The 13,285-nt window shown below is 63.4% G+C and carries 7 protein-coding genes; 4 read left to right on the forward strand and 3 right to left on the reverse strand.

Going from position 1 to position 13,285, the window contains the following annotated elements; all coding sequences use genetic code 11:
• Positions 1-380: 380 nt before the first annotated feature.
• Entirely contained in the window at positions 381-3,554 is a 3,174-nt protein-coding gene (locus C0Z18_RS01995; RefSeq protein ID WP_102643708.1) for a relaxase domain-containing protein, read from the reverse strand.
• Positions 3,555-3,732: 178 nt separating this feature from the next.
• On the opposite strand from C0Z18_RS01995, the gene C0Z18_RS02000 reads away from it, so the two are divergent.
• Both C0Z18_RS02000 and C0Z18_RS02005 read left to right on the forward strand, forming a co-directional pair.
• Positions 3,733-5,787 (forward strand): DNA topoisomerase 3, encoded by a 2,055-nt coding sequence (locus C0Z18_RS02000; RefSeq protein ID WP_102643709.1) that lies wholly within the window; start codon positions 3,733-3,735, stop codon positions 5,785-5,787.
• Positions 5,788-6,129: 342 nt separating this feature from the next.
• Positions 6,130-6,357 (forward strand): hypothetical protein, encoded by a 228-nt coding sequence (locus tag C0Z18_RS02005; protein ID WP_102643986.1) that lies wholly within the window; start codon positions 6,130-6,132, stop codon positions 6,355-6,357.
• A 162-nt stretch (positions 6,358-6,519) separates the two neighbouring features.
• Here C0Z18_RS02005 and C0Z18_RS33820 read toward each other — a convergent pair whose 3' ends face one another.
• Positions 6,520-7,641, reverse strand: a complete 1,122-nt coding sequence (locus C0Z18_RS33820) for a GAF domain-containing protein (protein WP_158244187.1) — start codon at positions 7,639-7,641, stop codon at positions 6,520-6,522.
• A gap of 197 nt (positions 7,642-7,838) precedes the next feature.
• Between C0Z18_RS33820 and C0Z18_RS02015 the strand changes: the two genes are divergently transcribed.
• Both C0Z18_RS02015 and C0Z18_RS02020 read left to right on the forward strand, forming a co-directional pair.
• Positions 7,839-9,416 (forward strand): methyl-accepting chemotaxis protein, encoded by a 1,578-nt coding sequence (locus tag C0Z18_RS02015; protein WP_102643987.1) that lies wholly within the window; start codon positions 7,839-7,841, stop codon positions 9,414-9,416.
• Between the two features lie 339 nt (positions 9,417-9,755).
• Positions 9,756-10,529: an EAL domain-containing protein gene (locus C0Z18_RS02020; RefSeq protein WP_102643711.1), complete on the forward strand. Its 774-nt coding sequence runs from the start codon at positions 9,756-9,758 to the stop codon at positions 10,527-10,529.
• 139 nt (positions 10,530-10,668) lie between these two features.
• Here C0Z18_RS02020 and C0Z18_RS02025 read toward each other — a convergent pair whose 3' ends face one another.
• Positions 10,669-13,230 (reverse strand): type IV secretion system DNA-binding domain-containing protein, encoded by a 2,562-nt coding sequence (locus tag C0Z18_RS02025; RefSeq protein WP_102643712.1) that lies wholly within the window; start codon positions 13,228-13,230, stop codon positions 10,669-10,671.
• Between the last annotated feature and the right edge of the window lie 55 nt (positions 13,231-13,285).

A 13,285-nucleotide genomic window follows, 5' to 3' on the forward strand; every position in this document is an offset into this window, starting at 1 on the left:
ATATATCGAAGTGTTTTACAACCGCAGTCGTCGTCATTCGTCACTCGGCTTTGTTTCTCCGGAACGCTTTCTTCAGGACTGGATCAAGGCTCAGCAGACCAAGGGCGCGGCGGCATAACCCGAGACCTTTGGAAGGCGAAAAACCGAGGGAAGCTCATCTGGCTCTCCAATGCTCTTCAGGTGGGAGTTGTTTTGCAGACCGGCCTGGACTGGAAATCCGGGTGGCCCACTATGCGCCATATTGCCGTCGAAGTGCGCGTCGCGACTGTCCGGTAACGAGAAAGCTCGGAGGCCGCTTTTGGTCGATTTCGCGCATTCGCCGACCCTGGGTCGCCTTTCGAGCGAGATCGACCTTTGCAGCATCGCGCCGCACGCCTCAGCTACATCCGTTGCGGTTGGTGCGCCCGCTTGATCTGAGCCTCTCGCAAAGGATCACGCCGGCCTGACGCCTCCGGAACTACCGTCGTCCGCACGCTCCACCGACCGCGCCAACGATCGAGCGCATCGATGAACGGACGGCGAGCGTGGGCCGCAACCACCCGCAGCCTTTCGAGTGGCGTACGCACGCCTAGCAGACGCTCGTCGCGCTCTCGGGCATGCCGATCCCGTCGGTCTCGCCACGCCTCGCGCAACGCCCGTGTCGCCCTCACGAACCGGTGCGACATCGCCGTCGCAGCTTCTCGCTCCCCGATCTCGGAGCGTTGCTGCGCGATGGTGGTGTCGCGCTCCTGCCGCTTCTCGTCCAAGCGCTGACGCTGCGCCCGCGTGGCGAAATCGATGGCGTTCCGCTTGAGCCGTTCGCGGGCGAAGGCTTCCGCCAGGCCCTTGAAGTCCATCTGGCCAGCGTAGAACCGGAACGCCTGCTTCGACCGCGTGAACGCAACGAGGGCCGCCGCCTTGTCCAGCATGCGCGCGTTCGCCAGCGCACCCACCCAGGCCAAACCTTGGCCCTGGGATTTGTGAACGGTGACCGCGTACGCATGCGACAGGTGGCGCTCGTCCTCGGTGTTCAAACGGATGGTTCGGCCGTGAAGCTTGGCGATGTCGGAGTATTCGCGCAACACAAGATCGTAGCCTCGCCCGTCCTTCGCCGACTGGATCGATTCGATCGTCGCCGTCGTGCCGTTGATCACGTCCAGTCTCGTATTGGCTGCGCCGAAACGGATGCGGTCGCCCTTCGACAGTTCCAGCACCTTGTACTCGCCGTTCGACTGGATCGTCTTGACCGCATAGCCGTCGCGCAGCAGGCCCCGCTGCTTCAACCCGGACCGGACCGCGTCGTTGAGCGCCGCCACGTCGCTGCGCGTCGAGCCGAGGATCAGTTTCTCCGACGGTGGCAGCAGCTCGCCCGCGCGGGCCAGGAACGCGCCCGGCCGGTGCGGATCGGGAATGTCCGCCGTCGCCCGGGCGTCGAAGTAATCGTCGACCAAGCGGTGCATCGCGGCGACCGAATCCTCAGCCTGCGCCACCTGGCCACGGTCGCATAGCCGTTTGAAGACAGCGGCCGCGTCGATAGTGCCGCCGGCCATTGCGTCGCCGAGGATTTTGCGGTCCAGTCGTTCGCGCTCCCGCTCGAGCCGGTCGCGCTCGGTCGATGGGCCTGACGGCAGGGTTTTCAGCTTCGCCTCGATCGCTTCGATACCGATGATGTCTTGGGCGTTCTGGCCGTAGAACATCGATGACGTGACTCGATCCTCCCGGTCGCGCTGCCGGCGGATGCGGGTCAGCAAAGAGCGGCCGACGACTTTGACCTCGGCCTGCATCGGGTTGCCCGCGCCAACCGGCGCCAACTGGTTCCGATCGCCCAAGCCGATCAGCTTGACGACGGCGCCGTCCTTCTCCGCCGCGGCGACGTGCCGCTTGAGTCGGTACCAGCTCCGGCTATCGACCATGCCGATCTCGTCGACGAAGATCGCGCAGCGCTTCGGCAACGGCATGCCGCGGTCGAGCCGAGCCAGCAACGACGTGATCGACGAACTGGCCATGCCGGATTCGGCCTCCAGCTTCTTCTGCGCGGCGTTGGCGATGGCGGCGCCCAGGCACGTGTAGCCTTCCAACTCGAACGCCCGTTTGATCGCTTCGCTCGTGTAGCTCTTGCCCGTGCCGGCGCGTCCCTCAATGATCGCCACGGTTCCGGTGCCCATCGTGACCCGTTCGATCGCCGCCCGCTGTTCCAGGGACGGCGCCCCCTTCTTCGCGGTGAACTCGGCGATGGCGGCCTGTACCGCCTCCGCGTTTAAACGGACGGCCTGGTTGCTGACGCCGGCGCGGCTGTGCGCGTCCATCCAGAGTTCACGGTCGATCTGCCGCTGCGACGTGTAAAGGGCTTGCCCGTGGTCGTCGGTCTTGTCGAGCGCCACGAAGCGATTCGAGGCCAGTTGCGCGTCAACCGCTTTCTCGACGTCCCCGGCGGACATGACGCCCACGTATTCCAGGGCGACGCGCTGGATCACCGCAGCCCGCGTGAAATAGACCTCGTGCGCTTCGAGCTGATCCGTGATCGCGTCCAGGCTGGCGCCGCCCACGTTCGACGGCAGCCCCTTCATGTCCTTCGCGTGGCGGTAGCGCAGCGCTCCGCGCGTCCGCAGGTCGTCGAGGCGGTCGGACCAGTGTTTGGTCAAGTCGTCGTGCGGCGGGCAGTCCTTGTCGTTGCGCGAGCGCTTCGCGGCCGTCAGCCGATCCGTCCCGTGGCTTTCCGCGTATTCGTTGATCTGCTCGGTGCGGCGCGAGAGCTCGGCCAACTCCTCGGGCGTGGTCCCGACGACGCCGAAGCTGATGTCGCCGGTTGGACGATCGTCTGCGTCGACCATGACCTGCTTCTCGATGCCGTAGCCAAGCTCGGCAAGGCCCTTCGCCAGCTCGGCGCGGTAGATCGCGCCGGTCGCCATCTGCAACCGCATGAGCTGATCCGTGTTGAATGTGCGCCAGACGCCGTCGTCGCACAGCACCGTGTTGAACAGCAACGTGTGCGTGTGAAGCTGCGGGTCGATGGTGACGGCCTTGCCGTTGCCAAGCACCAACGCGTGGGTATGCACGGCCGGATCCGCCTCGACGGGGCGGGCGTCGAAATGCGTGAACGACGCGGCGACCATCCCTTGGATGCCGATCTCCTCGTGCCCTTGCTTGCCACGTCGACTCGTACACGACCGCTGGTAAAACGCGATGCCGGCCGCAGCGGCGGCCTGCTGCACGCGCAGGATCTCGCGCTGCTCGTCGACGGTCGCCTTGGCGTACAACGCCGACACGGCTTTCGGCGCCGAAAACGTCACGTCGGCCCCCACCTCATGACTGGCCTTGCCTGCGTTCTGGCAAAGCTTGGCCTTGCCGTCCGGGCCGAACCCTGCCGCCAGCTTGCGGACGATCGAGAAATCGATACGGCCAGCCAGGCCGAGCGATTCGGCGCCAGCCCCGCACCACTGCGTCGCATCGTGGAGCTGGCCGTCCTTGCCTTGGTAGTAGCGATACGCCCCGCCCTCGTGCTCCAAGTAATCGAGGTGGTCGCCGCCCTTGCGATCGTGGCCACGGGAATCGAGCGGGGTGACGCGAGCGGTCATAGCAAACCTCGAAGCGGTTGATCTCGATCCAGGCTATCAAAGCCCGTGGCTCGGACAAGCCACACAGCATCCGTCGATAGACCGCTTGTCGCAAATCAACGCCCACCCTATTGCCCTTCCTCTCTCGTTTTTTAGGTTGACCCGATGGCCGTCCGGCCGCTTCGCACGAGGTCCACCTATGCGCTTGTTCATCGCCGAAAAGCCCGCCATGGGCAAAACCATCGCGTCCTTCCTGCCCGGCCCCCGTCACCCGCGCGACGGCTACGTCGAAGGTCCGGATTGGCTCGTGAGCTGGTGCGTCGGCCATCTGCTCGAGCAGGTGCCGCCGGAGGATTACGACCCGACGTTCAAAACCTGGTCATTCGACACACTGCCGATCGTGCCGACCGAATGGAAGCTGAAGCCGTCGGCCGACAAGGTCGAGCAGGTCAAAACAATCAAAGGGCTGCTGGCCCGCTGCGACGAGGTCATCAACGCTGGCGACATCGGGCGCGAGGGCCAGGGCATCATCGACGAACTGCTGATCGCCCTGGGCAACACGAAGCCTGTGAAGCGCCTGCTGCTCCCGTCGCTCGACGAGCCGACGGTGAAGCGCGAGCTGGCCAACCTGCATGACAACACGCGGTTCAAGCCGCTGTACGACGCGTTCCTCGGCCGGCAGCGCGCCGACTGGCTGATCGGCATGAGCATGACGCGCGCATACAGCGTTTTGGGGCGCCAGGCCGGGTACGGTGGTGTGCTGTCCGTCGGACGCGTACAGACGCCGACGTTGGCGATCGTGGTGCGACGCGACCGCGAGATCGCCCAGTTCGTGCCAAATACGTTCTGGACGGTGCAAGCCCAGTTCGCCGATCCGGCCCGACCGGACGTGCCCTTCTGGGCGAAGTTCAGCGCCCAGCGTGCCGCCGGTGCGGCATCCTCGGACAGTGCCGGTGACGACGACGACGGCGACAGCAGCGACGAGCCGACCGGCGACCGGTTCGTCGACCAGGCGGCGGCCGAGCGCGTCGTCGCCGATGTGAAAGGCGTCGGTCGAGCCACGGTCGTGCGCTACGAGCGCAAGCCGGCGAAAGAGCCTGCGCCGATGCCGTTCGAGCTGACCGGGCTGCAAAGCGCCCTGAACGCGAAGGACGGCCATTCCGTCACCGAGGTGTTGCAGGCGGCGCAATCGCTGTACGAGAAGAAGGCGATGTCGTACCCGCGCACGGACTGCCCGTGGCTGGCCACGGCGCAGTTGGCCGATGCGCCGGCTGTGCTCGCGGCGGTCGGGCGCACGGTAGCCGACCTGGCCGGGTTCGCGCAGCAAGCCGACCCGACGCTGGTCAGCCGTGCCTGGAACGATGCGAAGCTCGGCGAGCACCACGGTCTCATCCCGACCGGCACCGCTCCAGATTGGGCATCGCTGTCGCCCGTCGAGCTGGCCGTCTACCGCGCGGTGAGCGAGCGCTACGTCGCGCAGTTCATGCCATTGTGCGAGGTCGACAAGGCGGTCGTTGAGGTGGAAGCGGCGGGCCACCGTTTCGTTTCGCGCGGGCGGGTGGTGCGCGTGGCGGGATGGCGTGTGCTGTTCGGCGCGAGCGAGACGCCGGCCGACGCGCCGACGCTGCCCCAGCTTCAGGAACGCCAGGCCGTCGGCGTCAACGATGCGAAAGCCGACCAAGGTCGCACGTCCGCACCGCCGCGATTTACCCAAGGCACGCTGCTCGACGCGATGCGGCACGTGCACCGGCTGGTCGACGATCCCGAGGAAAAGAAAAAGCTCCGCGCCCTGGACGGCATCGGGCGCAGCGCGACGCGCGCAGCGATCATCGAAACGCTGCTGAAGCGAGGCTTCATCGTTCAGACAGGCAAGACGATCTCGGCCTCCCCGCTGGGGCAGATCTTGGTCGAGGCGCTGCCGCCGACGCTGACCGATGCCGGGCTGACGTCGCGTTGGGAAAAGCTGCTGGACGGCATCGCCGAGGGCCGCGTGCCGCTACCGGTGTTCGAAGCGAAGATGGTCGAGGCGCTGCGCAAGCTGGTCGATTCGGCCAGGGCCGCCAAGCTGCCGCCGCCTCCGCCCGGGTGCGAAGCGAAACCGCGAGCGTCGGACAAGCCGGTGCCGAAGGACGCGAAGCCGTGCCCGAAGTGCGGCAACGGGCACATGGTTCAGAAAACCGCGAAGGCCAGCGGCAAGGCGTTCTTTGGATGCACGGCTTGGCCGGCTTGCGACCACAAAGAATGGAAAAAATAGATGCTCCGGAGATTTTTCACGGCTGAATGTTGTTGGCGCTGGCCGACCCGAAGAGGACTGCCGAACAGCGGGAAAGCGGCCGTTTAGTCAGCCATCCGCCGCCGCGTTTCTTCGTCGCAAAGACTCACGGTCTGTCGATTCTCATACCAGCGTACATTTCCAACATGGATGCGATGACCCCTAGAACGCCTTCTGGAACCTCCGCGAGGCAGATCGTCTTCCAGCCGTGCGGAATCTCGCCAAACGGTTGGCATATTGCTGCGTGCGCGCGGAATGCCACATAATGACGCAGCGGATCGCGACGGAACCGTTCAGGTCGAAGGCGGTGCGGGAGGCTGTTCCATGCGAGCGAAAGTCGACGAACAGGCGCACCTGCTTAGCGCCAACAACCGTCTCCGCTACGCCGTGTACCTCATTTCGGTCCAACAAGCGCGGGTGGAGAACCTGACGGCCGCAGGACTAAATGCGGCTTTGGCGGAGGATCTCCTATGTCTGATGAACGCTATCCTTCGGAACTTCATCCGTCATCGGCAACTTATTCTCGACTCGATTGAGCGCGGCCATCAGTGATGGCTTGCTCGCCGGAATGCTCCAGCGCGAAGTTGCTTTTTCCGCAATTGCCTTTGACGGAAATAGGCGTCGCAGGCCACAGCGGAACCTTGCCGCACCTGCGAGGCGGGCCCGGAGCCCAAGGTGAAGGCTGCCCTAGGGCAACATGCTCTCGCTCCGAAACTACACCGCCGCACCCGGCCTGCGCGAATGCAACTGGCGCGTCGTTATTGCGAGATTGATTCGATCGGTCAAGAGGCCGGCAAGCAGGCGGAGCGTCCCCTGCTCCTGAGCATCTAACACCCGCGGCGAACGGTCGATCACGCAAAGGCTCCCGAGGGCAAAGCCCTCGACGTCACGAAGAGCCGCTCCGGCGTAGAACCGAATGTGAGGCGGCCCGACCACCAACGGATTGCGTTGGAACCGCTCGTCTTCACGCGCGTCATGCACGGCGAAGAAATCGTTCGCAATCGTGTAGTTGCAAAATGCCCAGGCTCGCGGCGTTTGTCGCGCCTCCAACCCAAAGTGAGCCTTGAACCACTGCCGGTCCTGCGTGAGCAAACTGATAAGACAAATCGGGGCATGCAACGTGCGGGCCGCAAACTCAGCGATTTCGTCGAACTCGGCCTCGTAGCGTGTATCGACGAGGCCCGCACGACGAACCGCCGACAACCTACCTGGCTCATTCGGAGGTAATGGGTAAGGCAGCTCCGGAAGGTCACATTCGGCGGCCGCTGCCGAATCTTCCAAAAACGGAGTGCGGACCAGATGAGCGACGTCATCCGCGGCCGAGGCGCTTTCGTGCGCCACGAGGCAAAGCCGCGGATGCGCGATGAACGCTTGGAGATAGCCGCGTCCGATCGAATCGCAAACCGCCACGACCCGCATATGCTCGAGCGAAGGATCGTTGAGCAAGTGCCCCACCATCGCGCCACGGTCCCACGCTCCGGCGAGCACTTCGAGCACGCAGACCGTCGGTAACAGCCGCCCGACCGCAACGAGCGACGACAGGGTGTCGGCGGTCCGTTCAATAGTGACCCCCTGTATCGCCGAGAGCTTTTCATGACAACAATCGGCAACCTCGGAGCCGGCCAGCAACAGCACTGATACGCGCGGGCATTCCCGCGCCGCTCCCTGCGCCAGTCGATCTCTGAGCTCGAGCACCGCACTTTCGCGCACACGGCGATGCCCGCCGGGGGTCTTCCAGGCGTCAAGAATGTCGCTCTCGATCCAGTTTTGCGCCGTACGCACCGAGACACCGAGAAGGCGCGCAGCTTCGTGGGTCGTTAACACAGGGTCTTCCACAGGTGTCTCCTTTTTGTCACCAAACCGGCAAAATCGGAATGTAGTATACCGCAATCGCATGGACCAGCGAGCCGATTCGCGCCTAATTTGAGGGATGACCTCGGTTTTCCGGGCGAACCGCGGCGTTTAATCGGAAAATTCGGAAAATTCAGAAAACGTTCGTCGACCCGCTCGACACGTTCTTTCACGGGGTAATGATGGAAAAAAGACCAATATCGGTGCGATCGACGCTGGCGTACGCCTTTGCAGTCCTCGTATTGCTCGTACTTATTGTGAGCGGTCTAGCGCTCTCACAGCTCAGCGCCGCAGACAAACGCTTCAGCTCTTACGTCAATGGCGTCGCTCGACGCGCACAGCTCGCCGCGCGCATACGCTCGAGCGTCGATGAGCGTGCGATCCTGGCCCGCGACTTGACCTTGGCGCAAAACCCGGACGACGTCCCGAAGGAACACGCCCAGGTCGTGAAAGCGCACGAAGACGTCCAGCACACGCTGAGCGAGCTCGAAGGCATGGTCGCGAATGTTCGTGACGACGGTGGTCGCGCGCGAGCCTTGGTTGAGCGAATTGCTTCTGTGGAGCAAGACTACGGTCCCGTTGCTCTCGATATCGTCGACGATGCCGTCAATAATCGGCGCGAGCAGGCGACGACGAAAATCAACCAGCGGTGCCGGCCCTTACTTGCTGCTCTCATTGCTGCAACCGATGAATACGGCGAATACACGCGCGTTCGGGGCGAGCAGTTGGTCGCCCAAGCAGAAGAGAATTACGCACGCCAACGGCTCCACTTGATCGCTATCGTTCTTTTCACAGTCGTGGTCGCCGTCTTGTCAGGCGTCGTCATCACGCGAAAGGTGCTGCGCACACTCGGAGCAGAGCCTTTCGAATTATCGGAGATTACTAAGCGTATTGCCGACGGAGATCTCAGCCACATTCCGCGAGCGGATGCGGCACCTTCGAGTAGCGTATTGGCATCGATGTCGGCGATGCAGCAAAGCCTTGTCAGATTGCTGGGCCAAGCACGACGTTCGGCGGACAGCATCACTTCCGGCACGCGCGAGATAGCGGCCGGAAATATCGACCTTTCGTCGAGGACCGAACAGCAAGCTGCTGCTTTGCAGGAGACAGCATCAAGCATGGAGGAGTTAACCGCCACCGTCAGCCGGAACGCCGAAAGCGCGAGCCGCGCCAGCCGCCTTGCGAGCGAAGCGTCAGGCATCGCAGAAAAAGGCAGCCAGGCGGTTGGCCTGCTTGTCGACACGATGTCGGAAATCAGTGCCAGCTCAAACAAAGTCGCCGACATCACAAGCATCATTGAAGGAATCGCTTTTCAGACGAACATTCTCGCGCTCAACGCTGCGGTGGAGGCGGCCCGTGCCGGCGATCAGGGGAGAGGATTCGCGGTGGTGGCCAGCGAGGTGCGCCAGTTGGCACAACGCTCGTCAAGTGCCGCCAAGGAAATCAAGGAGCTGATTGGTGCCTCGGTCGGCAAGATCCAAGACGGCGCTGCGATTGCCGACCAAGCCGGCGGGACGATGACGGAAGTCACCCAAGCAGTGGCCCGCGTCAACAGCATCACCGAGGAGATCGCGGCGGCATCGGCAGAGCAAAGCCGTGGCATCGAGCAGGTTAATCTGGCAATCACGCAGATGGATGAAGTGACGCAACAAAACGCGGCACTCGTCGAGCAAGTCGCTGCGGCGTCAAAAGCACTTGATGACCAGGGACGCATGCTCGCCGACTCCGTGGCCGTTTTTCGGCTGGACGCAGAAGGGTGACCTTCGATATCCGGTGAGGGGACGCACCGTTTTCGCACGTTAAGACCGCAACTAAAGCAACTGCTCGCCGTGCCGTTAACTGAGTAACCCGGGCCAACGGCACACGCTATCCGGCGCTGTGTGCCTTCGGCTCCTTTAAACGGCCGAGAGAGCATGTTTGAAGCAATCCCGCCGTCTTCTATACGCTCGGTTCCGGCAGGTGTACGGCCTAACACTCGTTACTCCCCGATCGACGCCTAATCGACACACCTGGCGGATGCACCTCCTCGGAGGTGCCTGACCGCTGGTGCCGACGCTTCTGCGCAATGCAGCAAGAATCGGCCAACGAGGGTTTTCAGGATGAACAAACTTCCGTCGCCGTCACTCCCTTCGCGAGGGTGCAGTGCGTGCAAGCAGGGGAATGCGTTGTCAATGGACATAGGCTTCGCGTTCCAACCTATAGTAGACATGAGAGACCAAAAGCCTTTCGCATTCGAGGCATTGGTGAGAGGGGCAAACGGCGAACCGGCAAGCGCGGTGTTGTCCCAGATGGACGAACAGAACAAGTACCCGTTCGATCAGCGATGCCGACAAGTGGCCATCGCGTCAGCGGCTGAACTGAAGCTGGACGCACACCTATCGATTAACTTTATGCCGAATGCCGTTTACCGGCCCGAAGCATGCATCCGAACGACGCTGACGGCAGCAGAAACACATGGCTTTCCGCTCGACAAGATCATCTTCGAGACTGTCGAAGGAGAATTCATCGCAGATCGGACGCACATCGTCAACGTCTTTAGATCGTACAAGGAATATGGTTTTCTGACTGCTATCGACGACTTTGGCTCGGGTTACTCGGGGATGGCCTTGCTCGTGGATTTCCAGCCTGACATCGTAAAACTGGACATGTTTCTGCTTCGGAACATCGATCAAGATTCGGTGCGCCAACGGATCGTCAAGGGGATCTTGTCCATCGCTAATGACTTGGGTATTCGGGTGATCGCAGAAGGCATTGAGACAAAGGGCGAGCGCGATTTCTTCTTGGCCGAGGACGTGACACTCATGCAGGGTTATCTGTTCGCAAAACCGGCGTTCCGCCATTTGCCAGAACTCGATAAAACCTCGTTTATGTAGACCGCCTTGCTCCAGGACCGAGCACAATCCTCGATGTCGGGGTGAATCCGGTTCTTGCGATCGACACCCGGCTTTGTAAGCTGTCCACAGAAGCCCCTGATCTGTGGCTACCCTCGCATTGAGGCAAGCTGATCGGTCATCAATCCAGCAGCACCGGCCGAAACTGCACGGCCTGCTTCGGCGGCCTCGGATCCGAAGCTCCGCCCGACGCATCAAGCGCCTTCACGCCGGCCGTCACGGTTTCGACCAGGTGGTCGCCTAGCGCGCCTGCGACCACATCCGCTGCGGTGGTCGCCACCTGCTCCGCAGCCACGCCAGCGATCTCGGCCATCGGATCACCGCCCTCGCCCATGTCCGGCGGACTGTTCGTCACGCCATCGAGCTCGTCGAACATCGCCTGGTACTCCGCGTCCGCTGCGGTGACCGTGACCACGGTCTCGACGCTGGTCGCTGGTGCGGCTTCCACCACCCGAGGTGTCGCCAGGACCGATGCTGCTGTGACCTCGCCGTTGTCGTGGTCGGCGACAACCTGCGTGGCCGGCGCATGAGGCGCGGCGGTGATAGCGCTCACGCCCTCCGCGATACCGGCCGCCAACTCTGCGAATGCCGTACCGCCGCCTGCCGACATGGCACCATACGGCTTGCACCAATCCGCCTCGACGTAGAACGGCCGGACCTTCGGCAGCACGACGCCCGGGAACGCGAGCAGCTTGGCCTTGCCGTTGCGCAGCACGATCGCCCGGATCGCGAAGCCCTTTGGGTTTTCCTTCGTCTTCGGCACGTCGATCTTGCCCAGGGCCGTCAGCTCCGACGGGTCGATCAACGCCCGCTTGCTTTCGCTGTACGCGGTGGTGCTCGACGTTCCTCCCGCGGACAGGCTCGTGTTCACGTTGACCGTGCCGACCAACCGCTCGCCGATCAGCCGAGTCATACGGTCGCGCGTGTCGCCGGGGCCCAGACGGCACACGACGTTCGTGCCGACCATCGATTCGAGCGAACTGGCGAAGTTTTGGTCGTACGTGCTGTGGATCTGCGCCTTGTCCTGAAAGCCGAGAATGACCATGCAGCCCTTGCTGCGCCCCACTGCCGTCAGCGCTTCGACCGCGAGGCGACCGATCGAGGTGAACTCGTCGATCACGAAGAACACGGCGCGGCCCTCGTTGTGGCTGTTGTCCGTGTCCTCGACGTTCATCATCTGCGTCTGCGCGACGTTGAACAAGACGGAGATGTACGCCTTGGCCAAGCTTTCGTCGCGACCGTTGCGCAGGATCAGCATCGGCTCGCCCTGGTAACGGTCGTCCAGGAACTCGCGCATCGAGAAGCGCGGGCGCTCCGGACCAACGTCGCCCCATGCGAGCGTGAGCTGCGACACGACGGTGAACGCCTGCCCGACCGCGCCGAGGATCGATTGCGTGCCCATGTTGTCAGCGTCGGCGATCGTCTTCGCGATGACCGGGTTGTGCTGCTGCACAAGTTTGTAGAGCTGCCCGTGGGGGTACGCGCCGCGCTCCAGCAGCTGGTGCCAGCCCCAGCTCATGCCGAAGTCAGCGTACAGCGATTCGAGGATCGCGTAGATGACGCCGGCCGCGCCGTCGTTCAGCCACTTGTTTTTGTCGCCGTCGAACGTGGGGCTCAGGATGCTGGCCATCGCGCGCCGGGCCGACACGTCGACCAAGTCTTTCGCGATGTCCCAAACCGCCGAGCGCGCGTCCCAGGGCGAGACGATGACGCCGTCCGGGTAGCGCTCGGTGAAGTCGCCCTTTCGGTCGTAGAGCAGCAGCTTCGTTTTCGGCCGCTCCGGATCTGGCCGGATGCCCAGCTCGGCGTTGAGGGCGGCCACCAGCCGGCGCAGCTCGCGTCTGGTTTCGGCGTCCGATTTCTTGAACCGGCTGCGCCAGGATTTGACGTCGGTGGCCTGCGGCTCCGCGGTCTCGCCCTTCTGCAGCGCTATCGCCCGCAACGGTGCGAGCAGGCGGTTTCGCTGCGTGTCGGTGGTCGACGCCGACTCGAGCAGCGCGGCGATGTCGCGCCACAATTGCCGGTGCTGGATGGCGACGATCTGCCGGAGCGTGCGGTGCAGGATCTGCGTCTTACCGCCACCGACGCCGCCGGAAATCAGCACGTGCTCCGTCATGTTGTCTTTCGACAGCGCCAGGGACGGGTGCAACCAGATGTACGGCTTGACCACGTTTGATTCGAGCTGGGCCGCCCGTTCGGCCTCGGTGCCACGCAGCAGGCGCTCGCCCGCAACGTGGATCAGCCGATCGCGCGGGCGCAGCGCCAGCTTTGTGATGTAGGTAGCGACGGCAAGGGCCAGCGAAGCAGCGAAGAGCAGCCGGCCGTAGAACATGGCGAACGGCAACTGCTGGACGAGCGACGCGTACGCCGACACCTGCGCGCCGAAGAACCGACCGCGCGACCAGAGCGAGAACGGAATCTCCAGCCAGAGCTTCAGGTGAAGCGGCAGCGGCACGACCTGGCCGTTCGGTCCGATGTACGCCGTGAACGCGTCGCCGAACACCGGCAGCCGATGCCAAAGGCCGCCGACGAGCGCGAGGGCGAGAACGACGAACGTCAGCGTCCCAAGCACCAGCGCTTCGCCGACGTAGCGGACCGGCGTGCTGGGCGGAAGGTTTTGCGGCAGTGGCCCGAACCAGTGAGTCCAGACCGAGGTGTCGGACGGATGCGATGCTTTGCTCATGGGCGTGCTCGAACGTTGATCCTCTTTCAACGTAAGGGACGCAGGCCCCCTGAAC

The organism is Trinickia dabaoshanensis, assembly GCF_002879885.1.
GTDB classification, from domain to species: domain Bacteria; phylum Pseudomonadota; class Gammaproteobacteria; order Burkholderiales; family Burkholderiaceae; genus Trinickia; species Trinickia dabaoshanensis.